The following is a 24379-nucleotide window of genomic DNA, read 5'->3' on the forward strand; positions in this document are numbered from 1 at the left end:
CTACGACCGATCGGTTAACAGCCGATTGCTCTACCGACTGAGCTATCGAGGAATGGTACGATTGTTATTATATGTTAGTTTAATTATAAAAGCAAGCATTTTTTTTAGAACACTATAAAATAGATATTGTCAATTATGACTAAAAGACATAACTTTATAAATAAAATTAGTTATCAATAATTTTGATGAGAGAGTCATTAAAATTAATAAAATCTATAGAGCTTATTAACTATAGATATTTACTGCGTTCTAAGGTGATTGTATGGCTCCAAATGAATGGGAGTTAGCAATATAAGTATATTGAAGATAATCGGTATACATATGCATTATAGAAAAGTTTAAAAGATTTAGTTGAAAAGTAGTATCAGTTAAGACAAAAGTGTATTTATCTTATTAGATATAGTCTATGTTTGTGGTTCATTTTAAACCAAATTTATATATAAGAAAGTAGGTAAAAATGTAAGATATTAAAATCTTATTGATATGTGATAGACTATGACTTTTATCACAAAATGGGGCTTTTTTAGTGACTGGAGAATAAAGTCTATGTAGGCTATTGAAAAACCGAAATATATACAAAAATATTCGTGAAAACAATTCTCAAAAACTGGAAAAGCATTGAGAAAACTGTATAGGTGAGACGTTGAATCCCCTTATATTGTGTGCTACGATTTATGTATAGAGTTAATCTCATCGGTTTGAGATAGATATTCTTTCATATGTTTGAGAATTTTATTTTATCTCATCGGTATTAGAATTAATATTCAACTATTTTCCTGAGGAGGGATTATCTTGCGCGAGATTCAAGTATCTGAAATCACAAAAACAGTCCGTCAAATGTGTATGGACGCAGCTTACCACTTGCCAAAAGACATCTATGAAGGTTTGAAAAAAGGCCGTGAAACAGAAGAGTCTTCAGTAGGTCGTATCGTTCTTGATCAAATTATTAAAAATGCAGAAATTGCCGATGCTGAAGATCGTCCATACTGCCAAGATACTGGTATGACTATGGTATTCTTAAAAGTTGGTCAAGATGTTCATTTCGTTGGTGGTGATCTTACAGAAGCTATCAATGCTGGTGTTGCAGCTGGTTATGTTGAAGGTTATCTTCGTAAATCCGTTGTAGCTGAACCATTGTTCAACCGTAAAAATACACAAAATAACACACCTGCAATCATCTACACTGAAATCGTTCCTGGCGATAAAGTAGATATTCAAGTAGAATTAAAAGGTTTCGGTTCTGAAAATAAATCCGATGTAGCTATGCTCGTACCTGCTGATGGTGTGGAAGGCGTTAAAAATGCAGTCCTTGAAATCGTAAAACATGCAGGCCCTAACCCATGCCCTCCAATCGTACTCGGCATTGGTATTGGCGGTACTATGGACCAAGCAGCTGTTATGTCCAAAAAAGCGTTGCTTCGTGACATTAGTGTACCTCATAAAGATGCAGACTATGCAAAATTAGAAGAAGAAATCATGGAAATGGTTAACAAAACTGGTATTGGACCACAATTGGGTGGCACTACAACTTGTATCGGTGTAAACATCGAATGGGGTGCAACTCACATCGCAGGTCTTCCTGTTGCAGTTACTATTATGTGCCATGCTGCTCGTCATGCTCACGTAGTACTTTAATCGATAGGAGGTAAAAACAATGGCTGAATCAATTCGCATTAATACTGAAGAATATAATGAAGAGTTTTCCCGCAAATTAAAAGTTGGTGATAGCGTTCTTATTACTGGTAAAATTTACTCCGCTCGTGACGCTGCTCATAAAGTTATGACTGAAGCTTTAGCGCGTGGTGAAAAATTGCCAATCGACTGGACAAATAAGTTTGTTTATTATCTTGGACCAACACCTGCAAAACCTGGTGATCCAATTGGTTCCGCTGGTCCTACAACTTCCGGTCGTATGGATGCTTACACACCAACAATGCTTGATCAAGGTATCAAAGGCATGATTGGTAAAGGTTCCCGTAAACCAGAAGTAGTTGAATCCATGAAGAAAAATGGTTGCACATACTTCGCAGCAGTTGGTGGCGCGGCAGCATTGATTGCAAAATCCATCAAAAAATATGAAGTACTTGCTTATGGTGAACTTGGACCAGAAGCTTTGGCTGAATTGACTGTTGAAGATTTCCCTTGCATCGTAGTTGGCGATACTGAAGGTAATAACTTCTACGAATTAGGCCAAAAACCTTACAGAAAAATCTAATATCACCATTGAGTGATTGAAAGAGGCTTGCTAAAGCAAGCCTCTTTTTGTTGTTAAGCCATAATCATAAGATGTTCATCCGTTACGTGTAGAGTTTAGTCTACCGATTCTGTCGGTTTTATGATAATATACATATAGATTTTATACATTCAATTTGAGTGAGGCGATAACATGACTTCTGTAGAAACTATTCGTCAGTCAACTCGCAACGCGATGGCTGAATTACTTGATTTAGCAAAGGTTCGCGAAGGTCAATTATTCGTTGTTGGCTGTTCCACTAGCGAAATTGTAGGTAAAAAAATCGGCACTGACTCTCACCTTGATGTGGCTCAGGTCGTATTTGATGAAATATACAATGCTGTTAAGGCTAAAGGACTTAACTTGGCGATTCAATGTTGTGAACATATTAATCGTGCACTTGTTATGGACCGTAGCGCTATGACATGGGAGGAGGAAGTTAATGTTGTTCCTCAACGTCATGCGGGTGGTGCCCTGGCTGTGATGGCGTACGAACATTTTGATGATCCTGTGATGGTTGAATTTATTCAAGCTGATGTAGGCATCGATATTGGAGATACTTTCATTGGTATGCACATGAAACACGTTGCAGTGCCTGTACGTCTTTGTGTGAAAGAAATTGGGAAAGCACATGTGACCGCTTGTCGTGTTCGTCCGAAGAGCATTGGCGGTGAGCGTGCTGCATATAATGAAGCATTGATGTAGGGGGATAGTATGTCAAACCTAATACCGTATTTTGTATTAGCCGTCGTGGCATTGGGATTCTTTGCTGTTTGCTATGCTGTTTTTAGCGGTGGTGATGGTGAAAGTAAGGCAAAAGAAAAATCCTATAAAAACATAAGTAATAAAAATAATCTTAAAGAGCATCATGATGTTATATTTGCAACGGAGTCGCAAGAGGGCAATGTAACAATCACACATACGAGTGGGACTAATGTATATACTGCATCAATTCCGGATACAGTTGAAACGGTGGTCGGTGAAGAGCGAGAACCGGCTGAATCTCTGGTTGATCCTATAGATACCTCTTATAATAGAAGAAGTACTCTAAAGTCTAATTCAAGTCATGTTTCAGAGGGAGAATATGCGTTAGCATTAGGTTCGGATAATGGAACATCAATAGGTTCGGATAATGGCACACCAATAGGGGATGAAACCATTGTGATGACAGCCGTATCAGATCTTAAGCAAGCTAATCAAGCTAATCAAGGTGTTACTCCGTTGGTGGATAAAACTATTGTCCTCGATGTTGTTACAGATGAACTTCTCAATAACGCAAACTCTGTTGAAGATACAATTGCTATGGGTGAATCTGTGGAAGCCTTTGAAGCTGATGAAGCGGATAGCATAGATGCTACACAGATGATAGGTGGTGCAAACGAAATACAAACCGCGGAAGGTCCATCGGTATTAGATGAAACGCGTTTGTTTGATGCTTCTGAAATTGAAGCACAATTGGCGGCAACAAGTTTAACTGAAGAGGAGGAACCGCATGGTCAATGGGCAAAAGCGGCGCATGAGGATAAATGCGTTGAGTTGGCTATAGCACCATTTGTTCATTCCTTTGGGGTGTTACATGGTGATACGCAACACTATGTAGAATCTATTACAAGAGATGCTTTAGCGGCTCTCAATATTACAAAAATTGTTGAAGTGAATGCATTACTAGAGAATATTGTTATTCAAGAAGCGTTGATGAGTATGCAAAAGGCATATGCCGCTACAAATACAGAGTGGATGAAGTCCGCTGCGTTAGGTGCTTTTCTAGATGTGGTTCAATCTCCTAAATCTAGTACGCCATACCTCGTAGCTTTTGATGCATTACGTGTATTACCTCATTTAACTTTAGGTCACTTCCAAGTTATGGCCTTAACATTATTGTTACAATATTCTAGAAACTCTAATAACTATGGATTGATTCACTTCCAACATTATGTGGAAAAATATATTGAGCCATTCATCTCTGATTTGCCTCGAAATGATTCCTTCTATCGCCAGCTAGACTATTTACGCTGTACACAAGAAGAACAAGAGCCTATCACTTTATGCCAAGTGTTGTCTAATTCATATCCGTTTGTATTCAACTATCGTGGTTTTTCTAAGGAAGAACTCTTCCGTGCTACAGATGGTCATGGTGTAGATCCACGTTATGTGGTGCGTAGCTTGAACTCCAATCTTTATAAATTAGCCTTGGTAGATGAGTCTTTGGCACCACAATTCTTTAGACAAACACGAATTTCTAATGCTATGGTTCAACGTGATCTTTTAGCTCTGATGAAGAGCAAACCTACTGCTTTCAGGGGCCAAGAGGCGCGTGATATTATGGATGATATTTCACCGGTTCTATTGGACTTAGCTGATGTCTTTGATAGCACGCCAATGTCTAAAATTAGCTTAACATTGTTAGGCCTTTACTTAGGCCGTGCTCATGTGAAAGCAACCATTGGTGAAGAATTTGATTTGTCTCATTGGTTCTAATTTACAATTTTAAACACTATATAGTTTAAAAAATTATATTATATAGTTATTAATATGGGTATATACTTAAAACCGTTATATACTTTATGAGTCGTGTAATAAAAAAGTCTCTCAAGATAATCTTGAGAGACTTTTTAGTTTGTTAAATTTAATAGCCATTAAGTATTAAAAGGTGTTAAAGCCGAATTCTTCAATGTCTTCAATGTTTTTAATTGTTACGGTGCGCCCTGTAATATCAATGAGACCTTCATCGCGAAGGCGCCCTAGTTCACGGCTAAGGGCTGTGCGAGATACATTGAGTACCTCAGCCATTTGCTCGCGGTTATGGGGTAATTGAATTGTGTTAGAATGCTGACGTTTATAAATATCTGTTAAGTACGCAAAAATCTTTTCGCGCATCCCTTTTAATGTGAGGTAGTGGACTTTTCTGGTTAATAGAATTGCTTTTTCAGATAAATCCTCTAATAGATTAGATAGGATTTTAGTTTGGCATTGATGACAATCCGGTAATGTTTTAATAAAGGTTTCAAGCGGAATAAACATAATTTTAGTTGCTTTTGTTGCTTTAATGGTAGCAGGCCATAAAGGCTGTTTGCTAAATAGTAGTGCTTCTCCAAAAATATCTGATTGCTCTAAGTTTGCCATAATAACCCGTTGCCCCATTACATTTTCACGAGTCAGTAAAGCGCTGCCTTCAAGGATGACACCAATACCCTCCATAGGATCTCCAGCGAGGGCTATAAAATCATTTTTTTTGTAACTATGGATGATAACTTTGGCATTATTTAAATAGCTACGCAGCTCTGGCTCTCCTAATGTATTGAATAAAGGACATTTCACGAGGGTGGGCATATATTGATTAATGATATCGTTTGAAAGTATTTGTTTCATAAGCACCTCCGGTGTGATAAAGTCTATAGCAATTAAAAATGATTATTGTATAATAAAAGTATAAGACTAAATGGTCTACCTGTTCCATAAGAGAAGTCAGGAAAATTTTTGAAAAAGTTTTTATTTGTTGCTCAAGCTACAGAAATTGTATCATCTTTACGTTATACTTTCAAATGTAATCAATCAGACAACTGATAAAATATCAGTGTAATGTATAGGTTTTATATTATCTAGCTTGACTGCGAGGAAGTCTCGCAAAGGAGGATTTTTAAATGAGTATGTTCTGTTATCAATGCGAACAATCTGCAGCACCAGGTGGCTGTACTGTACAAGGTGTATGTGGTAAAACTGCACCAGTTGCTAACTTACAAGACGAATTAACTGCTGCCTTAGTTGGCTTGGCTCGCGCTTTAGACGTAAAGGGTCATACTAAAGAAGGTATCGATTATATTATGCGCGGTTTGTTCATGTGTGTAACAAACGTAAACTTCTCTGAAGACCGCGTTCAAGAATTCATTGACGAAGTGAATGCTTACCATGCAAAAGTGGACAGCGCTCAACAAAACTTTGATTGGGAACAATTGTGGAAAGGTGAAGAAGACATCGTATCCCTTCGTTCTACATTATTGTTAGGTATGCGTGGTATGGCTGCATACGCATGGCATGCTGCTCGCCTTGGCTTCCACGATGCTGATGTTGATGCTTGGTTCGTTAAAGGTATGGTAGAATTCGCTAAAGATCACAGCGCTGAAGAATGGCTTGATCTTTTGATGGAATTCGGTCATATCAACTTGAAATGTATGGCTGTTCTTGATAAAGCTAATACTGAAACATATGGTACACCTGTACCGACTACAGTTCCTTTGACTGTAGAACCAGGTCCTTTCATCGTTGTAACCGGTCATGACCTTCATGACTTGAAACAATTATTGGAACAAACTGACGGTAAAGGTGTAAACATCTATACTCACGGTGAAATGTTGCCTTGCCACGCTTATCCTGAATTGAAGAAACATCCTCAATTGAAAGGTAATTTCGGTACAGCATGGCAAAACCAACAAAAAGAATTTGTTGATGTTCCTGGCGCATTCTTGTTCACTACAAACTGCATTATGCCACCAAAAGAAAACTACAAAGCTAATATCTTCACTACAGATATGGTAGGTTTCGATGGTTGTGCACATATCGAAGAAAAAGAAGATGGTACTAAAGACTTCTCCGCCGTTATCAACCGTGCTATCGAATTGGGCGGCTACAAAGAAGCTCAAGAATTCACTGGTATCAACGGTGGTCATGAAGTAACTACTGGTTTCGGTCATGGCACAGTATTGGGTATTGCTGATAAAGTAATCGACGCTGTAAAAGCTGGCGCTATTAAACACTTCTTCTTGGTAGGTGGTTGTGACGGTGCTAAAGTTGGCCGTAACTACTACACTGAATTCGTTAAACAAACTCCAAATGATACTGTAGTATTGACATTGGCTTGTGGTAAATTCCGTTTCAACGACATGAACATCGGCGAAATCGGTGGTATCCCTCGTATCCTTGATATGGGTCAATGTAACGATGCTTACTCCGCTATTCAAGTAGCAGTAGCTTTAGCTGGTGCATTTGAATGTGATGTAAACGACTTGCCATTGACATTGGTATTGTCCTGGTACGAACAAAAAGCGGTATGTATCTTGTTAACATTGTTGGCATTGGGTATCCGTAACATTTACATCGGACCTTCCTTACCTAAATTCTTCTCCAGCAATGTATTGAACATTTTGGTAGAAAAATTCCAATTACATCCAATTACAACTCCAGAAGCTGACATGAAAGCTATCTTGGGTTAATAGGATCTATTAATCTGTTAACCACAGTCCTACGTCCCCTCTCTTTTATGATTTAGGACTGTTGTTATAAATAACGCACCTAGGGTTATCCTTAGGTGCGTTTTTTTACTATTATTGTGAAAACTATCTGTTAGTGGTTGTATATTGATGGGGCCCAAAATTATTTCGACAACTTGGTTACCAACAGGCACAACCTATCTCATGCCTCCATACGGCACGTAAGTCGGCCCTCAATAGGTTGTGTCTGTTAGTAAAACGTTTGTGGAACATAAGTCCCATCAATATACAAACTCATAAAATAGCTTTCATCAGAATAGTGAGGTGAGGGGGAGATGTCGCTGCATAAGTATAGTCTTTCCTTTTTATAACTGTAGATATAAAGGCGTCCCATCAATATACTGCTCTTTGATAGTTTTCATATAAATAGTAGTCCTTCATAGACGCACAAAGATGCCTCTAATGTGCATATAGACAAGGCTCGATATTGGTTGCTATACTATAGGTGAAATAGGATTTTTTCACATGGTTTATGTGTATATAGAGGTATGTATGAACAGTATTTTTGATATTATAGGGCCTATTATGATTGGTCCGTCTAGTTCGCATACAGCGGGTGCTGCGCGACTAGGCAAGATGGCGCGGTGTATTTTTCGTGCTACTCCTAAAAAGGTAGATTTAACATTATATGGATCTTTTGCAAAAACTTATAAAGGGCATGGTACGGATCGTGCTTTGATTGGCGGCTTATTAGGTTATAAAGAGGATGATGCGAACATCCGAGTTGCCCATGAATTAGCGAAAAAAGAGGGGATGGAGTTTTCTTTTATTGAGTCTCCTCTTGATGTAGGGCATCCGAATGTGGTGCGTTTTGATATGTATGATGAACATAATCGTCATATGACTGTTATTGGTCGCTCTCTCGGCGGTGGTCAGATTATGATTACCGAAGTAGATGGAAATGATATGTCCATTACAGGAGATGAGTTTACGCTCGTTGTGTTCCATGAGGATAGACCTGGTGCGATTTCTCTTGTGAGCCAAGCATTGAGTGAGTCTGATATTAACATCGCTACGATGCGCGTATTCCGTAAGGGCAAGCATAAGGATGCAGTCATGGTTATTACTACAGATACAGTGGTAAATCCTATTACAGTTCAGTTTATGCGCGAGTTTCCAGGCATCCAGGATGTGATGACCTTTGAAGCATTATAGGAGGGCGAATGATGAGTTATGCATATGATACAATTGCAGATATTATTCGCCTAGGTGAGGAAAACAATATTTCTTTTGGCGATGTAGTATTGCGTTATGAATTAGAGAATTACGACCGCAGTGAAGACGCGGTTGTTCGTGAAATAGAGAATCGCTTAGATATTTTTGAAAGCTCCATTCAAGATGGCATAGCTTATGCGGAGAAAACGGCTTCTGGTATGTCCGGTGGTCAAGCGGCACAGCTTAATGGGCAAACACCTCGTTTTATGAGTGATATTGCGTATAAGGCAATGACGTATGCTATTGCTGTAAATGAGGCAAATGCAAAGATGTTCCGCATTGTTGCTTGTCCTACGGCGGGTTCTTGTGGTGTTATGCCTGGTGCTGTGAAAGCCGTAGCGGACCACTACCAATTAGATAGAGCTACAGTGGTAAAAGGCTTCTTAGCTGCGTCTGGTATTGGTAATGTAGTAGCAAATCGCGCTTGTGTTGCTGGTGCTGTTGGCGGTTGCCAAGCGGAAATCGGTACAGCGGCGTGTATGGCGGCAGGAGCCATTGTTGAAATGATGGGTGGATCACCACGTCAAGTAGGTCATGCTATTGCATTGTGCATGAAAAATCTATTGGGACTTGCTTGTGATCCGGTAGCAGGGCTCGTAGAGGTGCCATGTGTTAAGCGTAATGGCTTTTATGCAGTCCATGCTATTACTGCATCTGAAATGGCGTTAATGAATATTGAAAGCCAAATTCCACCAGATGAAGTCATTGAAGCGATGAATAATATAGGTCGCGCTATGCCGGCAGCATTGCGTGAAACAAGTGATGGCGGCCTTGCGGTGACACCGACAGGTACAGCTATTGCAGAACGAGTGCAATCCTTATAAGGATTGCACTTTTTTCATGCTTTCATTTGTAGTAAAATAAAGATTAGACTAGTTCAGAAAGGAGCGTGTATGATGGAACAAGCAAATCGAATATTGACCATATTAGAAGAAGCCGGCCATGAAGCTTATATCATAGGCGGCGCTGTGCGCGATATGTTGATGCATCAAAAGCCACATGACTTCGATATTGTGACGTCTGCACGTCCCGATACAGTGATTGAGGTCCTACGCGGTCAAGATATTCAAACGACAGACTTAGTAGGAAAATCCTTTGGTGTAGTAGTAGCTACACTAGAAGGAAAGCAATATGAAATTGCAACGTATCGCACTGAACGATATGGAGCGGATAGTCATCGACCAGAAGAAGTCGCTTATGCCGATACCTTGGAGGAAGACGTGTTGCGTCGCGACTTTACGGTCAATGGCATGGCGATGAATCGTTTTGGTGAGGTCATAGACCTAGTAGGTGGACGTCGAGATATCAAGCATAAGACATTGCGAACCATTGGCAATGCACAGCAACGCTTTGAAGAAGACGCATTGCGATTATTTAGAGCATGCCGCTTTGTGGCAAAGCTAGATTTCTTACCTACCGAAGACTTATTAGAAGCTATGCCAAAGGCATTTTATCGTGTGCCTGGGTTATCTCTTGAGAGAGTCCGTAGTGAACTGGACCGACTCATGTTAGAGCCCGCTGTGGCTAAAGGCCTTGATGTATTAGTACAATCTCGCTTGGCCGAGTGCTCTTGTCGCGTTGTAGAAAATGGCATCGCTCGTGAAGTGCCTATTTTACCAGAGCTATACCATCTTGTGAATTTACCACAAGAAAAAGACTTTCACGAATTTGATGGTTGGTATCATACATTAGCCGTTGTATCTCATACAGAACCAGATTTAACATTACGTTGGGGTGCACTGTTACACGATGTAGCAAAGGGTATGCCAGCGGTACGGGCTGTTATTAACGGACGTTTGACGGATCGTGGCCATGATACATTAGGGGCTGAAATGACAGAAACATTACTTACTCGTTTAGGTTACCCTAAGAGTTTTGTGCGCCGTGTAGCTTGGATTGTAAAAAATCATATGCGCTTTCACTATTTTGTACAAAATGGGGAAGCTAATGAGAAAAAGTGGATCCGTAAAGAGGCTCGCAGCGGTGAGTTCCGAGATAGTCAAATTATGCGAATTGCATGGGAGCAATTATCTAAGGTTTGTGCTGCCGATGTATTAGGCTGTGGGAAGCCTTATGCATCGACTGATGGCACCTTAGCCTTTGGTGAATGTATGGCAGATCTTAGCCTAGAGATGCCTATCCATACAAAGGATTTAAATTATGACGAACGAGTTATTAAGCTTGCAGGGAAAAAAGTGGGGGAAGGATTGCAGTATTTATTAGGTCAGGTACAAAATGGGGTGATTCCCAATGAACCAGATGCATTATATGATGCATTAGACCATAAGTTACGCCGTCCGGTGGAGAAATGATGAAGTTATTAAATAAAGCGTTATTACGCATGAGTGATTGGAGTCGCACTACGTGGTGCCTTGCCATACTCATGACCGTTGCCTTCGTCCTTATCGGGCGTTTAGCACAGTTACAGGTCTTTGATACCTTTGACCTAGAGAAGAAAAACTTATTACAAGTTCAAGTAGATAGAAAATTACAATCGCCGCGCGGTACAATCTATGACCGTAATGGCAAGCCTTTGGCGATGAGTGTAGTTACAAAATCTTTATATGCGGATCCAAAGATGATTAAACAGTCTCCTCAAGAGATTGCGGATCTCATCTCACCGTATGTAACGATGTCAAAAGAGAATATTGTGAAAGCTTTGCAAGAGGATACCGCCTTTGTCTGGTTGAATCGTATGATGGATGCAGATAAATCAAAAGGGGTACAACAAGTTATTAAGGATAATAATATTGCAGGCCTTAATTTCGTTGAAGAATCTAAGCGCTATTATCCAAATGGCGTACTAGCGGCACAAGTATTAGGCTTTGTCGGTACTGATGATAAAGGTCTTGATGGTCTAGAAATGGTTCTTGATGACGAATTAAAGGGGGGCGTACAACAAGAAATTGTAGCTACTGATAATAAAGGGAATGCCATCTTTGGTTCCGTACTATCTAAATTTTTACCAGATAAGGGTAAAAGTGTAACCTTAACCATCGATGCAACAATTCAATTTATTGCAGAACGCGCTCTTGATAAGGCGATGGTTGATACAGGAGCTAAGCATGCCAGCGTTATCGTTATGGATCCAAAGAACGGTGAAATATTAGCGATGGCCAATCGTCCAAGTTATGATCCTAATAACTACAACCAAAGTGGTGAAGAGGCTTTCAAAAATATTGCGGTTACCAATTTATATGAACCAGGCTCTACATTCAAACCTATCATTGCATCTGCAGCTCTTGCAGCAGGCAAATGGAAGTTAGACACTGTGTATAACGATAAAGGGGCCTTCGCTGCCAATGGACATATCATTAGAAACTGGAATGGTGAGGGATATGGTCCTGTTCGTTTGCTAGATATTTTGAAGTACTCTATTAATACTGGTATGGCTGAAATTGGTACATTAACAGGTGCAGATATTCTCTCGAAATATATACGTGATTATGGCTTTGGCTCTGAAACAGGTATTGAATTGCCTGGTGAAGGAGCAGGTATCTTGTATAATCCAGAGGATATGAGTAAGCTAGACGTTGCGACTATGTCCATCGGTCAAGGTATTGCGGTTACACCATTACAAATGGTTCGCGCCTTTGGTGCACTTTCTAATGGTGGGGCTATGATGAAACCACATATCATCAAGTCTTATAGTAACTCTCAAGGCGATGTTACAAGTACGACTGAAACATCTGTTGTGGGACAACCAGTTCCGGCGGAAACCGCTAAAACCATTGTAGATATTCTAGAAAAAGAAGTATCCGAAGGTGGCGGTACAAAAGCGATGGTAGAAGGTTATCACTTCGGCGGTAAAACTGGTACGGCGGAAAAACTAGATACCAAACATGGCGGTTATCTCGACGGACAATACATTGCGTCCTTTATTGGCTTTGGCCCTGTAGAGGATCCAAAATTTGTAGTTCTTGTCGTTATTGATGACCCACAAAAGGGTTCTTATTATGGTAGTCAAATTGTAGCCCCTGTATTTAAGGACATCGTATCTCAACTTGTACGGTATTACCAAATGAGTCCGTATGTTAAAGAAAGTACACCAGTAGCTGTTAAAGCTGCTAATACATTACCTGAACCAAAACCGGGAAGTGATGGTTCTGTTACATTGCCTAACTTTACTGGTTTTACCTATGGTGAAGTGCGTGATTGGTTACATAAGGCGGGACTTGCCTTTAAACCGGATGGAACTGGTACGGCTACATCTCAAGATGAAAGTAGCGGTACAACTGTTCAGGCTGGTACAGCAATTACTGTTCATTTCCGTAGATAAAACGAATTCGGTCATAATTAGAAATTATAGACAGTTCGTTATATAATAGAATAAGAGACTTAGGTGCCTCTCCGGAGGCACCTTTTTTATAAATAGTTTGAATGAATGGAGATATATATGATCGAATTACGAGGTAAAGCGGTAGCAGATGCTCACAAGGCGATTTTACAAGAAAAAGTTGCAGCAGTAGGCAACTCTGTGATTACTATGGCAGTGTTACTTGTTGGTGAAGATCACGGCGCTCATATGTATGCTACATTTATGGAAAAAACAGCTAAAAATTTTGGCTATGGTTTTGTGCTAAAGCAATTGCCTGAAACGGCAACACAAGATGAAGTAGTAGCGGCGTTGCATGAATTAAATACTGATGCATCTATTCATGGAATTTTACCGCTAATGCCAATGCCTAAACACATTGATACAGAAACTCTTATCGATATGTTAGATCCTAAAAAAGATATTGATGGTCTTACAACATATAACATCGGTTTAGTAACAGCTGGTAAGGGTGGCTTTGCTCCTTGTACGGCTAAGGCTTGTATAGCTATTTTAAATCACTATAATATTCCTTTAGAAGGAAAACATGTGGTTGTAGTCGGTCGTAGCCAAGTTATCGGTAAACCTGTAGCGCTTATGGCACTCGCTGCACATGGTACTGTTACAATGTGCCATTCTAGAACTTCTGATCTAGTAGAGCAAGTAAAGCGTGGTGATATTATTATTGCTGCGGCTGGTCGTGCTCATATGATTACTGCTAATATGATTAAGCCTGGTGCTGTTGTTATTGATGTAGGTATTAATGAACTGGACGGCAAAACTGTAGGTGATGTTGATTATGATGCGGTAAAAGATATTGCATCTGCCATTACTCCTGTGCCAGGAGGTGTTGGATCCGTAACAACGACAATGATGTTAGAAGCGGTATACGAGGCATACCATGCATGAGATGTCTATAGCAGAAGGTATTCTTGATGTAGCGCTCGATACCTTACGTCAACACGATGCGACAGTTATTCATTCTATTCAACTAGACTTAGGGTTAATGAGTGGGGTAGAACCTGATTCATTGTTATTTTGTTGGGAAGCTATTACAAAGGGAACCCCTGCGGAAGGCTCACGCATAGAAATCAATACTATTCCTATTGAAGGAAAGTGTTTAGATTGTGATAAAATATTTTCTGTAAAAAATTATACGTTTATTTGTCCTTATTGTGACAGCCATTTCGTACAAACTATAGGCGGTCGTGAGTTACAAGTGACCTCTATGGATATCGATTGATAGAAAGGTTAGGGCATGCAAGTTCAAGTTAAAACTAATGTACTGGCAAAAAACGATGCTATTGCAGAGGCTTTACAACAGTTGTTTAAGGAAAAGAATATATTTGTATTTAATCTGTTAGGTTCACCTGGGGCAGGTAAGACTTCCCTTTTGGAGGCAACCCTACAAGATTTAAAAAAGGAGTATCGCTTAGCCGTTATTGAAGGCGATTTATTTACGGCAAAGGATGCCAAGCGCATTCATGAGTTGGGTGTGCCTGTTATCCAGATTAATACGGTTGGTGGGTGCCATCTCGATGCACAGATGATTCAAGATGCCTTAGGTGATCTTAATCTTGATGATCTCGATATGATTATTATTGAAAATGTAGGCAATTTAGTCTGCCCTGCGGAATTTGAGATTGGTGAAAGCATGAAAGTAACGATTTTATCTGTTACCGAAGGTGAAGATAAGCCCCTTAAGTATCCGTTAATCTTTAAAGAGTCTAAGGCCATCCTTATTAACAAGATTGATTTATTGCCTTATGTGCCTTTCAAAAAGGAGCAGGCAATACAAGATATCCGTAATTTAAATCCAAATGGAGAAATTTTTGAAGTAAGTTGCACGGCCCACAACGGTCTTGAAACATGGTTGAATTGGTTGCGTGCACAGTTGGAGAATAATCGATGAACTATTCTATGAAGAGCCGTATTGTAGCAGCCCTCCTTGTGGGCTTGTGTGCTACTACAATCAGTTATGCAGCAGAGCCTGCCATTTCCACTGTTAACCCAGTTGCAGTAGAAACTACTGATGACACTAACGTTGTAGCTCAAGATTCCGCTAATGCGAGCAATGATGGTAGTGTAGATGGAACTGGTGAGGTTGATAGCTTGTCTTACCTTGATAATGCACCAGTTAGAGTTGTTAAGCTAGACCCAAAAACGAAACAGGAAGGTTCTAAAACTGGATGGCTCGCAGAGCAAATGGCTGTAACTGAATTTGGTGATTCTATACAATTCTGGCAAGCGGCTAGTGAGAACGAAGGTCCTTTGCCGAGTATCACTCAGAATAATTTAGCTGATATTGGTAAGTCTTATACGGCAAACAGTTTACCGCCTTTAGGTTCTCAAGATGACTATGCTATTGGCACATACCGATTGGGGAATCAGTTTGAAGTCCCAAAAGATGTAGAAAAAACTGAGGTACGTGATAACTTTACTACGTATTACATGAAAGATGTAGCAGTAACTGTATATACTGGACCTGCTCAAGAATTGTTGGTTAACAATCAATTGCGCGGTCAAGGGGCGACTTACTTCTTTGAACCAAATACTATTACAAATATTCATAGTACGAAAAAAGGCGCTAATACAGTACGTGACATTGGCCCTGGTAGCACACGGATGGAATTGATATTTGCCTATGGCAGTCCTAATGCGATGTGGCGTGATAAGAAAAATGAGACGTATATTTTCCTTTATGAGGGGCATTCCGAAAATTCATTGCCTCAAAAAAAGGAGTTTAAGAGTCCTGTAGAGAATACAAATAGTAATAGCCAACAACAATCTATGCTTGGTCAGCAAAAAGAATATATTGCTTTCACCATTAAACAAAGCAATATAGAGGCTGTAGACATTATTAGTGGACAAGTATGGCCTAGGTTTGGATTGCCGAAAGCTGAAGTGTATGATTTTGAAGCTGGTACACTTACGGCTGATGATTTTGTATTGCGTGGTTTCAAGTTGAATGACCATTTTGTTAATGATCCTAATAATGATTGGAAACATCAAGGCATATTGTTTGGCTCCACATTTATTGGCTATAATGAATACGGTGTGAGTGTAGATAAAAAAGATCTTATCAATCGCGTATTATTAAATGTTTATACGCCTACACGTCGTGGAATCGCGATGGGTGATACCAAATATTTATTGCTCTTTGTGTATGGTATGCCAACTCGTATTGTTGAATCTACAACAAAGGCGGGGACGTCTACCGTATATGAATATAAAAATCCAGCGGCAAGCAACTCTTATTTACAGTTTGCCCTAGATGATAAAAACCAATATATCAAATCCGTTATGTTATCTGACCGTCCTGTAAAATAGGATAGGTCACAGCGAGGAGGCAAAGGGTATGGTTACTGTACAAGATGTAAAAGAACGTTGGGAAAAGATTCAAGGTGATGATGAACGTATATTGTTTATCGTTGGTGGTCCAGGTTCTGGTAAAAGTTTGCTAATTCGTGAATTGTCTGAGCAGAAGGGCTGGAAATACTTGGAAGCTAAGCAACTCATCGAGGAAGAGTTTTTGCTCGTGCCTCGTGATGAACGGCCTCAATTAGCGGAAGAAGTTATTTGCCGTGCTCTTAGCCGTAGCGATACGGAAGTAGTCTTGCTAGATGGCATTAATGTATTCTTTGCACCTATCTTAAATCTAAAACCATTTGAGTTGTTAAAAACTATTAGTAAGAAGTATCCTATTGTCGTTGGCTGGCGTGGACATATTGAAGGGGATCAGTTGTACTTAGAACATAACAATAATCCTAAACATGCTGTAGTTAGTATTGCACATCCAGATCATGTTATTGCAATCGACTAAATGTATGTTTGAACATATTGGTTGAATATAGGGAAAACTATAAATGTATAGAAGGAGATAGCGGGCTATCTCCTTTTTTAGTTATATAATTACAGTTATTAGGTAAAAAATATAGTTTTGTAATTTCCTATTATTTGATTTTAGTAAACCTGAAATATGGATGTTAGCAGACATGGACTGGTAAGGAATGAAACTATGTAAAGGTATATAAAGAATATACTAGTAAATAAAAGTTGATTACTGGATATATACTGAAAACGAGGCATTTTATAGAGGATTGATAAAATATAAATTTTTTTTGACAAAATACTTGCATAGGGTATCGTTTCATGTTATTATGATTAAGCACTAAGAGTGACCACAGTGAACGAAAAACTTCAAAAAAGTTTTTAAATGTTCTTGACACTTAGTGTGCTAGGTGATACAATTCATCTTGTCGTAATGATGCTGGCGTAGCTCAATAGGTAGAGCAGCTGACTTGTAATCAGCAGGTTGTGGGTTCAATTCCTATCGCCAGCTCCATTTTATTTATGGAGGGATTCCCGAGCGGCCAAAGGGAGCAGACTGTAAATCTGCCGTCTTCGACTTCGAAGGTTCGAATCCTTCTCCCTCCACCATTCATAGCGGGGTGGAGCAGTTGGTAGCTCGTCGGGCTCATAACCCGAAGGTCGCAGGTTCAAGTCCTGTCCCCGCAACCATAAAAACCACAGTGAAATGATCGTTCATTGTGCTGGTGTAGCTCAGTCGGCAGAGCGTATCCTTGGTAAGGATAAGGTCACCGGTTCAATCCCGGTCACTAGCTCCATACATGGCGGCATAGCTCAGTTGGCTAGAGCAATCGGTTCATACCCGGTGTGTCCGCGGTTCAAATCCGTGTGCCGCCACCATTAAACCTCACCTTGGTGGGGATTTTTTTATTTCTTTACATATGACATGCTATTCTAAGACTTTGTATATATGGTATAATAATAGGTAAGGAAATCTTATATTCCATTGATAAATTAGGGTTAATATATTATATTAATACTAGAATGTAATTTGTTTTTGTGAAGGAGGATATAATCCTAATGGCAAAAGAAAAATTTGAACGTACGAAACCGCATGTTAACATCGGTACAATCGGTCACGTTGACCATGGTAAAACTACTTTGACTGCTGCAATCACTAAAGTATTGGCTGAAAAAGGTCAAGCTGACTTCCAAGATTACAGCATGATCGATAAAGCTCCAGAAGAACGTGAACGCGGTATCACAATCAACACTGCACACGTTGAGTATGAAACTGCTAACCGTCACTATGCACACGTTGACTGCCCAGGCCATGCTGACTATGTTAAAAACATGATTACTGGTGCGGCTCAAATGGACGGCGCTATCTTGGTTGTATCCGCAGCTGACGGCCCTATGCCTCAAACTCGCGAACACATCTTGTTGGCTCGCCAAGTTGGTGTTCCTGCAATCGTAGTATTCTTGAACAAAGCTGACATGGTTGACGATGAAGAATTGATCGAATTGGTAGAAATGGAAGTTCGTGAACTTCTTTCTTCCTACGAATTCCCTGGCGACGAAGTACCTATCGTTGTAGGTTCCGCGTTGAAAGCTTTGGAAGGCGATGCTCAATATGTAGCTAAAATTGACGAATTGATGGACGCTGTAGACTCCTACATCCCAACACCAGTTCGTGACACTGATAAACCATTCTTGATGCCTGTGGAAGACGTTTTCACAATCACTGGTCGTGGTACAGTAGCAACTGGCCGTGTTGAACGTGGTCAAGTAAACGTTGGTGATACTGTTGAAGTAGTAGGCTTGAAAGAAAAAGCTGAACAATACGTAGTAACAGGTCTTGAAATGTTCCGTAAAGTGTTGGATTCTGCAGTAGCAGGTGACAACGTAGGTGCATTGCTTCGTGGTGTTGATCGTAAAGACATCGAACGTGGTCAAGTATTGGCTAAACCAGGTTCCATCAACCCACACACAAAATTCAAAGCAGAAGTATACGTATTGACTAAAGAAGAAGGTGGTCGTCATACTCCATTCTTCTCCAACTACCGTCCACAATTCTACTTCCGTACAACAGACGTAACAGGTGTTGTAAACCTTCCTGAAGGTGTAGAAATGTGTATGCCTGGCGATAACGTAACAATGGAAATCGAATTGATTACTCCAATCGCTATCGAAGAAGGTCTTCGCTTTGCGATCCGCGAAGGTGGCCATACAGTAGGCGCTGGCGTAGTAACAGAAATCGAAGGTTAATACAAGTTTATAGCTCAATGTATCGATACATTAGCTATATAATTGAATTTTAGACTCAATAAAAGGGACCCAATGGGTCCCTTTTATTTTGTATATATTGATGATTAAGAGTATAGAATTGAATCGCTAATATATTGAAACAATGATGATTTTGTAAGGTGATATATACGTTGTATTCAGGCTTCAAAGGATAATCATACTATTGATACAAATTGAGAAGAAATTTTAATATATTGTAACCTTAGATACAACTTTATTTATAAAATTAGTGTATATTATATATGAGGAGAGCATAGGCTCTCTTTTTGTGCTTTTATAGAAAAGGAGGTAATGTGATGGGCGAATACAAAAAGTATTGGATAGCCGTAGTAGCAGTTCTTATTATTGGATTCTCTATTCTTGGCTATTTGGGTACTGATGTATATCATCAAGCGCCACCGGTACCAACCGCGTATGTATCTCAAGATGGACAGGTTTTGTTCACTAAGGATGATATCTTACATGGTCAATCGGCTTGGCAATCTACAGGTGGTCAATCTGTAGGGACCGTACTAGGTCATGGCGCATATCAAGCCCCGGACTGGACAGCTGATTGGTTGCACAAAGAAGTGTCCGTAATGCTTGATATCAAGTCTCAGGAAGCTTTTGGTGTTCTTTATGAACAGTTAGGTGATGTGCAGAAAGCGGCTGTTAAAGAAGCAGTTAAAGCGGAGTACTTTAACAGTGCTGTTCGTGAAGATGGGACGGTTGTGCTTTCACCGGAACGTATTACAGCGATGAATTTAACCGGACAATATTTTATTGAACTTTATGGTGATAACCCTAAATTGTCCGAAACACGCGATCATTTTGCGATGAAAGACAATACGTTGCCAGAATTAAAAGATCGTATTGATATGGCACGATTCTTCTTCTGGACTACGTGGATGGCATCGACTCAACGTCCTGGTACAGAGGCAACATACACCAACAATTGGCCTCACGAGCCATTGTTAGATCATAATCCAACACCGGAAAGCGTAGCTTGGTCTGTTGTGAGTGTTATTATTTTACTTTGTGGTATTGGTATTGTCGTATGGATGTGGGCATTCGGTCGCAAACAAGATGAACATGAATTAACACCGCCTGCGGAAGATCCAATTTCCAAATTGCATCTCACACCGTCTCAACGGTCTTTAGGAAAATATTTATTTACGATTTTGGCATTATTTTTACTCCAACTTGGTATGGGTGGTATCATTGCGCACTACACCGTAGAAGGACAGGCTTTCTATGGCATTCCATTGGCGCAGTATTTCCCATATTCTATTGCTCGTACTTGGCATATTCAAGCATCCTTGTTCTGGATTGCGATGGCATTCTTGAGTGCCGGTTTATTCTTGGCGCCGATTATTAATGGCGGTAAAGATCCTAAGTTCCAAAAATTGGGCGTGGATATTTTGTTCTGGGCACTCGTTGTGTTGGTAGTGGGTTCCTTTACAGGTACATATTTAGGTGTTGCTCATGAGATTCCGGCGTCTCTAAACTTCTACTTGGGTCACCAAGGCTACGAGTTTATTGAGTTGGGCCGCGTATGGCAATGGATTGAATATATCGGCATTCTATTTTGGCTTGTGCTCATGGTGCGCAGCATCATTGGTGCTTTCAAAAATAAAGGGGATAAAAACCTTATTGCCGCCTTTATTTTCTCTGTTGTGATGGTCGGTATTTTCTATGGCCCAGGTCTTTTCTACGGGGAACACAGCCATTTGGCAATCATGGAGTACTGGCGTTGGTGGGTTATTCACCTTTGGGTAGAAGGCTTCTTTGAAGTATTCTCTACTACGTTGATGGCCTTTATTTTCGTAACTCTTGGTCTTGTATCCTATCGTGCAGGTACCATAGCAGCGATTTCGTCCGGTGCTATTTACCTTATCGGCGGTATCCCTGGTACATTCCATCATCTTTATTTCACCGGTGTTACATCGACTATCGTGGCCACAGGGGCATCATTCTCCGCATTGGAAGTAGTGCCTCTTGTTCTCTTGGGATATGAAGCGTTTGAAAATTATACACGCCTTCATAGTGCTCCTTGGATGCATCGACTAAAATGGCCTGTATACTGCTTCATTGCCGTATCCTTCTGGAACTTGGTGGGCGCAGGTATCTTCGGCTTCTTAATTAATATGCCGGTTTCCTTATTCTACATTCAAGGTTTAAATACGACAGCTGTTCATGCTCATACGGCGTTGTTTGGCGTATATGGATTCTTAAGCTTAGGCTTTGTATTCCTCATCGCTCGTTATATTCGACCTGAGGTAGAATTTAACGACAAGTTGATGAAATTTGGTTTCTGGGCATTGAACTGGGGCCTTGCGTTAATGGTTCTTATCAGCCTATTGCCAATTGGCTTGATTCAAAGTTGGGCAAGTGTTACACAAGGCTTATGGCTCGCTCGCAGCGAAGACTTTATGCAACAACCATTGTTACAAAATTTGCGTTGGCTTCGCATGGTTGGCGATACCATCATGATATTGGGGGCATTGGCCTTCTTCTGGCAAATCGTGAAAGTAACTTTCACAAAGAAACAGTAATAAACGAAGCAATAATAGTAAATATGTAAATATAATATTAAATATAATATATAGACATATTAGCTAACTATAAGCTAATATGACATGGCGCTCTTTAGGTAGACAAAGGGCGCCATTGTCTGTTATACTATCCATGTCAGGCATACGTGCCTGGCTTTTTTGAGTTGCTTAATTTCTTGACATCGCTTGCTACGTATGATATAGTTTTTTAGTATGTAGTCGAGCGTTTTCGAGTACAAGAGACAGATTTAGTAAATATAAAGCGAGGTGTATCCGGATGCGTAATGCCATTACTTTAGCTTGCACAGATTGCAAACAACGCAACTATCAAACGAACAAGAATAAAAAGAACAATCCTGATCGTATTGAAATGATGAAATATTGCAAATTCTGCGGTAAACATACATTACACCGTGAAACAAAATAATTCTTATCATTCATTACCTGTTGATTTGAGGATGTGAAAACAATGGCAAAGTCTAACTCAGCAGTGCAGCAGCGTGGTGGATTTGGAAAATTCTTCCGCGGTGTGAAAGCTGAACTAAAAAAAGTAGTCTGGCCAACAAAAAAAGAGCTTATCAATTACACAATTGTAGTATTCTTAGTGACCATATTCATCGCTTTGATTATTTCTGTGCTTGATGGACTCTTTGCCCAACTTTTTAATACGTTGTTGCACTTTGTTGGATAAGGGGGCCATTACATGGAAGCAGATAAGAAGTGGTATGTAATTCATACCTATTCAGGCTACGAAAATAAAGTAAAAACCACTCTTGAACTTAAAGTTCAATCTATGGGGCTACAAGATGTGATCAGCCGAATTTTGGTACCTCTTGAAGACGAAATAGATGAAAAAGATGGGGTTAAAAAAGTAGTAAAACGCAAGATATTTCCTGGGTATGTATTGGTGGAAATGGAAGTTAATGACCGTTCTTGGTATGTTGTACGCAACACGCCAGGTGTAACAGGTTTCGTTGGCTCTGCTACAAAACCAGTTCCACTTTCTGATTCCGAAGTAGAACATATACTTAAGTCTCAGGGCTTGGATAAGAAACCAACCATTAACGTTGATGTAGAAGTTGGTGAAACGGTTCGCATTACGTCCGGTGCCTTTGAAGATAAACTAGGTGTTATTACCGAACTTAACCCTGAAAAAGGAACATTGAAACTTAGTGTGGAAATGTTCAATCGAGATACCGAGGTAGAGGTAGAGTTCTCTCAAGTTGAGAAAGCTCTTTAATATATAAATATAACTCTAAAAAGAGCAATCGATTTTGGTTGCCAGTGGGAGGATGTATATCCGTTACCACCACAGTATAAGCATAGGAGGTTTAATTACCCATGGCTAAGAAATTAGTTAAACAAGTAAAACTACAAATTGAAGCCGCTAAAGCTACTCCAGCACCACCAGTTGGTCCTGCACTAGGTCAAGCAGGTGTTAATATCGTTGCTTTCACAAAAGAATTCAACGAACGCACTGCTAAACAAGCTGGCTTAATTATTCCAGTAGTTATTAATGTATATGAAGATCGTAGCTTCGACTTCATCACTAAGACTCCACCAGCTGCAGTATTGTTGAAAAAAGCTGCAGGTATTCCAAAAGGTTCTGGTGTACCTAACCGTGATAAAGTAGCAAAAGTAGGTCGCGATAAAGTTCGTGAAATTGCTGAATTGAAAATGCCTGACTTGAATGCTAATACCGTAGAACAAGGTATGCGCATGGTGGAAGGTACTGCTCGCAGCATGGGCATTGAAATCGTTGACTAATAAGCGTACGACTTGCGCATAAGGCGCAAATCGGTGGGAGGGAATTCCCGTTTGACCACATAAGGAGGATATTATAATGGCAAAAGTAGGTAAGAAATACGCTGAAGCAGTAAAACTTATTGAAGCTGGTAAATTCTACGAACCAGTAGAAGCAATTGAGTTGGTTAAGAAAACTGCAACTGCAAATTTCGATGAAACAGTTGAAATTGCTTTCAACTTGAATGTCGACCCTAAATACGCTGATCAACAAGTTCGTGGTGCAGTAGTATTGCCTCATGGTACTGGCAAAACTAAACGCGTTCTTGTATTCGCAAAAGGCGACAATATTAAGGCAGCTGAAGAAGCTGGTGCAGATTTCGTAGGTTCTGAAGAGTTAGTAGCTAAAATCCAAGGTGGTTGGAGCGACTTCGACGTAGTAGTTGCTACACCAGACATGATGGGGCAAGTTGGCCGTCTTGGTAAAATTTTGGGTCCTAAAGGCTTGATGCCAAACCCTAAAGTTGGTACAGTAACTCCGGACGTTGCTCGTGCAGTAAACGAAATCAAAGCTGGTAAAATCGAATACCGTACTGATAAAGCAGGTATTATCTCTTGTTCTATCGGTAAAGCATCTTTCGATGAAGAAAAATTACTTGACAACTACCGTACAATCGTTGATACTATTATCAAGGCTAAACCTGTAGCAGCTAAAGGTCAATATATTAAATCTGTAACCTTGTCCGCTACAATGGGCCCTGGTGTACCTTTGAACGTGTTCAAATTGAGCACTGTTTCCAAAGAGCAATAATTATATATGTCTCTTAGCTGTAGACGGCTGGTATGTATAATGGATGAAAATCCGCCCGCTGAGGCTGACACTAGAATAACCTAGGACTAGTTACGACCTCATCGCGTGCGATGGGGTCATTTTTACGCTAAGATAGTACATAGAGCA

General features: G+C 40.0%; 22 protein-coding genes and 5 tRNA genes. 26 read left to right on the forward strand and 1 reads right to left on the reverse strand.

The annotated features are described in order from the left end of the window. The first annotated feature begins 792 nt into the window (after positions 1 to 792). From NE668_RS09150 to NE668_RS09165, 4 genes are all read left to right on the forward strand, one after another. Positions 793 to 1635 carry a fumarate hydratase gene (locus tag NE668_RS09150; RefSeq protein WP_004695072.1) on the forward strand — a complete coding sequence of 281 codons (843 nt, stop codon included), beginning with the start codon at positions 793 to 795 and terminating at the stop codon, positions 1633 to 1635. A gap of 19 nt (positions 1636 to 1654) precedes the next feature. Beyond that, on the forward strand, positions 1655 to 2215 hold the full coding sequence (locus NE668_RS09155) for a Fe-S-containing hydro-lyase (protein ID WP_004695073.1): 561 nt from the start codon (positions 1655 to 1657) through the stop codon (positions 2213 to 2215). Between the two features lie 171 nt (positions 2216 to 2386). Continuing rightward, positions 2387 to 2938, forward strand: coding sequence for a TIGR01440 family protein (locus tag NE668_RS09160; protein ID WP_004695074.1), 552 nt, complete (start codon positions 2387 to 2389; stop codon positions 2936 to 2938). A 9-nt stretch (positions 2939 to 2947) separates the two neighbouring features. Further along, complete coding sequence (locus NE668_RS09165) at positions 2948 to 4711, forward strand: LPO_1073/Vpar_1526 family protein (protein WP_227037346.1); 1764 nt, start codon at positions 2948 to 2950, stop codon at positions 4709 to 4711. A 165-nt stretch (positions 4712 to 4876) separates the two neighbouring features. Here the strand turns inward: NE668_RS09165 and NE668_RS09170 are convergent, their stop codons facing one another. Next, the gene (locus tag NE668_RS09170; protein ID WP_012864779.1) at positions 4877 to 5602 is read right to left on the reverse strand and encodes a Crp/Fnr family transcriptional regulator; all 726 of its coding nucleotides are present in this window, start codon (positions 5600 to 5602) and stop codon (positions 4877 to 4879) included. Positions 5603 to 5874: 272 nt separating this feature from the next. Here NE668_RS09170 and hcp point away from each other — a divergent pair, with 272 nt between their 5' ends. From hcp to rplA, 22 genes are all read left to right on the forward strand, one after another. Continuing rightward, a complete protein-coding gene (hcp, locus tag NE668_RS09175; protein ID WP_012864778.1) occupies positions 5875 to 7440 on the forward strand; it encodes a hydroxylamine reductase in 1566 nt (521 codons plus the stop codon). A 549-nt stretch (positions 7441 to 7989) separates the two neighbouring features. Beyond that, on the forward strand, positions 7990 to 8652 hold the full coding sequence (sdaAB, locus tag NE668_RS09180; RefSeq protein WP_058948093.1) for an L-serine ammonia-lyase, iron-sulfur-dependent subunit beta: 663 nt from the start codon (positions 7990 to 7992) through the stop codon (positions 8650 to 8652). Positions 8653 to 8663: 11 nt separating this feature from the next. Continuing rightward, positions 8664 to 9536: an L-serine ammonia-lyase, iron-sulfur-dependent, subunit alpha gene (gene sdaAA, locus NE668_RS09185; RefSeq protein WP_077707631.1), complete on the forward strand. Its 873-nt coding sequence runs from the start codon at positions 8664 to 8666 to the stop codon at positions 9534 to 9536. Between the two features lie 69 nt (positions 9537 to 9605). Then, the gene (locus NE668_RS09190) at positions 9606 to 11024 is read left to right on the forward strand and encodes a CCA tRNA nucleotidyltransferase (protein ID WP_227037347.1); all 1419 of its coding nucleotides are present in this window, start codon (positions 9606 to 9608) and stop codon (positions 11022 to 11024) included. Further along, positions 11024 to 12991, forward strand: coding sequence for a penicillin-binding transpeptidase domain-containing protein (locus NE668_RS09195; RefSeq protein ID WP_195186448.1), 1968 nt, complete (start codon positions 11024 to 11026; stop codon positions 12989 to 12991). The genes NE668_RS09190 and NE668_RS09195 overlap by 1 nt, the downstream gene beginning before the upstream one ends. 117 nt (positions 12992 to 13108) lie before the next feature. Further along, positions 13109 to 13936, forward strand: coding sequence for a bifunctional 5,10-methylenetetrahydrofolate dehydrogenase/5,10-methenyltetrahydrofolate cyclohydrolase (locus NE668_RS09200; protein ID WP_227037349.1), 828 nt, complete (start codon positions 13109 to 13111; stop codon positions 13934 to 13936). Then, positions 13929 to 14270 carry a hydrogenase maturation nickel metallochaperone HypA/HybF gene (locus NE668_RS09205; RefSeq protein WP_008602471.1) on the forward strand — a complete coding sequence of 114 codons (342 nt, stop codon included), beginning with the start codon at positions 13929 to 13931 and terminating at the stop codon, positions 14268 to 14270. Before NE668_RS09200 ends, NE668_RS09205 begins: the two co-directional genes overlap by 8 nt. 15 nt (positions 14271 to 14285) lie before the next feature. Further along, positions 14286 to 14939 (forward strand): hydrogenase nickel incorporation protein HypB, encoded by a 654-nt coding sequence (hypB, locus tag NE668_RS09210; RefSeq protein WP_227037350.1) that lies wholly within the window; start codon positions 14286 to 14288, stop codon positions 14937 to 14939. Next, entirely contained in the window at positions 14936 to 16357 is a 1422-nt protein-coding gene (locus NE668_RS09215) for a hypothetical protein (protein WP_004697547.1), read from the forward strand. The genes hypB and NE668_RS09215 overlap by 4 nt, the downstream gene beginning before the upstream one ends. Positions 16358 to 16385: 28 nt before the next feature. Then, on the forward strand, positions 16386 to 16850 hold the full coding sequence (gene brxF / locus NE668_RS09220) for a BREX-3 system P-loop-containing protein BrxF (RefSeq protein ID WP_004695092.1): 465 nt from the start codon (positions 16386 to 16388) through the stop codon (positions 16848 to 16850). 446 nt (positions 16851 to 17296) lie between these two features. Then, positions 17297 to 17372: transfer RNA gene (locus tag NE668_RS09225), tRNA-Thr, on the forward strand. A 10-nt stretch (positions 17373 to 17382) separates the two neighbouring features. Continuing rightward, a tRNA-Tyr gene (locus NE668_RS09230) sits at positions 17383 to 17467 on the forward strand. 5 nt (positions 17468 to 17472) lie between these two features. Next, a tRNA-Met gene (locus NE668_RS09235) sits at positions 17473 to 17548 on the forward strand. A gap of 31 nt (positions 17549 to 17579) precedes the next feature. Continuing rightward, a tRNA-Thr gene (locus NE668_RS09240) sits at positions 17580 to 17655 on the forward strand. 5 nt (positions 17656 to 17660) lie between these two features. Then, positions 17661 to 17737 (forward strand) — tRNA-Met (locus NE668_RS09245). A 180-nt stretch (positions 17738 to 17917) separates the two neighbouring features. Then, entirely contained in the window at positions 17918 to 19105 is a 1188-nt protein-coding gene (gene tuf, locus NE668_RS09250; protein WP_012864763.1) for an elongation factor Tu, read from the forward strand. A gap of 335 nt (positions 19106 to 19440) precedes the next feature. Further along, positions 19441 to 21678 (forward strand): nitric-oxide reductase large subunit, encoded by a 2238-nt coding sequence (locus NE668_RS09255; protein ID WP_227037351.1) that lies wholly within the window; start codon positions 19441 to 19443, stop codon positions 21676 to 21678. Between the two features lie 277 nt (positions 21679 to 21955). Next, positions 21956 to 22105, forward strand: coding sequence for a 50S ribosomal protein L33 (gene rpmG, locus NE668_RS09260; RefSeq protein WP_004693530.1), 150 nt, complete (start codon positions 21956 to 21958; stop codon positions 22103 to 22105). A 42-nt stretch (positions 22106 to 22147) separates the two neighbouring features. Beyond that, positions 22148 to 22369 (forward strand): preprotein translocase subunit SecE, encoded by a 222-nt coding sequence (gene secE, locus NE668_RS09265; RefSeq protein ID WP_004693531.1) that lies wholly within the window; start codon positions 22148 to 22150, stop codon positions 22367 to 22369. Between the two features lie 12 nt (positions 22370 to 22381). Continuing rightward, positions 22382 to 22918, forward strand: coding sequence for a transcription termination/antitermination protein NusG (nusG, locus tag NE668_RS09270; protein WP_004696753.1), 537 nt, complete (start codon positions 22382 to 22384; stop codon positions 22916 to 22918). A 101-nt stretch (positions 22919 to 23019) separates the two neighbouring features. Next, the gene (gene rplK / locus NE668_RS09275) at positions 23020 to 23445 is read left to right on the forward strand and encodes a 50S ribosomal protein L11 (RefSeq protein WP_004693535.1); all 426 of its coding nucleotides are present in this window, start codon (positions 23020 to 23022) and stop codon (positions 23443 to 23445) included. Positions 23446 to 23521: 76 nt separating this feature from the next. Then, positions 23522 to 24232, forward strand: a complete 711-nt coding sequence (gene rplA / locus NE668_RS09280; RefSeq protein ID WP_004693536.1) for a 50S ribosomal protein L1 — start codon at positions 23522 to 23524, stop codon at positions 24230 to 24232. Positions 24233 to 24379 lie beyond the last annotated feature (147 nt).

It is taken from the genome of Veillonella parvula (genome assembly GCF_024461875.1).
Taxonomy (GTDB): domain Bacteria; phylum Bacillota; class Negativicutes; order Veillonellales; family Veillonellaceae; genus Veillonella; species Veillonella parvula_I.

Bases quoted from the DNA above. Each gene is read 5' to 3' on its own strand.
- NE668_RS09155 (WP_004695073.1), top strand. From the start codon at position 1,655: ATGGCTGAATCAATTCGCATTAATACTGAAGAATATAATGAAGAGTTT.
- NE668_RS09160 (WP_004695074.1), top strand. From the start codon at position 2,387: ATGACTTCTGTAGAAACTATTCGTCAGTCAACTCGCAACGCGATGGCT.
- NE668_RS09165 (WP_227037346.1), top strand. From the start codon at position 2,948: ATGTCAAACCTAATACCGTATTTTGTATTAGCCGTCGTGGCATTGGGA.
- NE668_RS09170 (WP_012864779.1), bottom strand. From the start codon at position 5,602: ATGAAACAAATACTTTCAAACGATATCATTAATCAATATATGCCCACC.
- hcp (WP_012864778.1), top strand. From the start codon at position 5,875: ATGAGTATGTTCTGTTATCAATGCGAACAATCTGCAGCACCAGGTGGC.
- sdaAB (WP_058948093.1), top strand. From the start codon at position 7,990: ATGAACAGTATTTTTGATATTATAGGGCCTATTATGATTGGTCCGTCT.
- sdaAA (WP_077707631.1), top strand. From the start codon at position 8,664: ATGAGTTATGCATATGATACAATTGCAGATATTATTCGCCTAGGTGAG.
- NE668_RS09190 (WP_227037347.1), top strand. From the start codon at position 9,606: ATGATGGAACAAGCAAATCGAATATTGACCATATTAGAAGAAGCCGGC.
- NE668_RS09195 (WP_195186448.1), top strand. From the start codon at position 11,024: ATGAAGTTATTAAATAAAGCGTTATTACGCATGAGTGATTGGAGTCGC.
- NE668_RS09200 (WP_227037349.1), top strand. From the start codon at position 13,109: ATGATCGAATTACGAGGTAAAGCGGTAGCAGATGCTCACAAGGCGATT.
- NE668_RS09205 (WP_008602471.1), top strand. From the start codon at position 13,929: ATGCATGAGATGTCTATAGCAGAAGGTATTCTTGATGTAGCGCTCGAT.
- hypB (WP_227037350.1), top strand. From the start codon at position 14,286: ATGCAAGTTCAAGTTAAAACTAATGTACTGGCAAAAAACGATGCTATT.
- NE668_RS09215 (WP_004697547.1), top strand. From the start codon at position 14,936: ATGAACTATTCTATGAAGAGCCGTATTGTAGCAGCCCTCCTTGTGGGC.
- brxF (WP_004695092.1), top strand. From the start codon at position 16,386: ATGGTTACTGTACAAGATGTAAAAGAACGTTGGGAAAAGATTCAAGGT.
- tuf (WP_012864763.1), top strand. From the start codon at position 17,918: ATGGCAAAAGAAAAATTTGAACGTACGAAACCGCATGTTAACATCGGT.
- NE668_RS09255 (WP_227037351.1), top strand. From the start codon at position 19,441: ATGGGCGAATACAAAAAGTATTGGATAGCCGTAGTAGCAGTTCTTATT.
- rpmG (WP_004693530.1), top strand. From the start codon at position 21,956: ATGCGTAATGCCATTACTTTAGCTTGCACAGATTGCAAACAACGCAAC.
- secE (WP_004693531.1), top strand. From the start codon at position 22,148: ATGGCAAAGTCTAACTCAGCAGTGCAGCAGCGTGGTGGATTTGGAAAA.
- nusG (WP_004696753.1), top strand. From the start codon at position 22,382: ATGGAAGCAGATAAGAAGTGGTATGTAATTCATACCTATTCAGGCTAC.
- rplK (WP_004693535.1), top strand. From the start codon at position 23,020: ATGGCTAAGAAATTAGTTAAACAAGTAAAACTACAAATTGAAGCCGCT.
- rplA (WP_004693536.1), top strand. From the start codon at position 23,522: ATGGCAAAAGTAGGTAAGAAATACGCTGAAGCAGTAAAACTTATTGAA.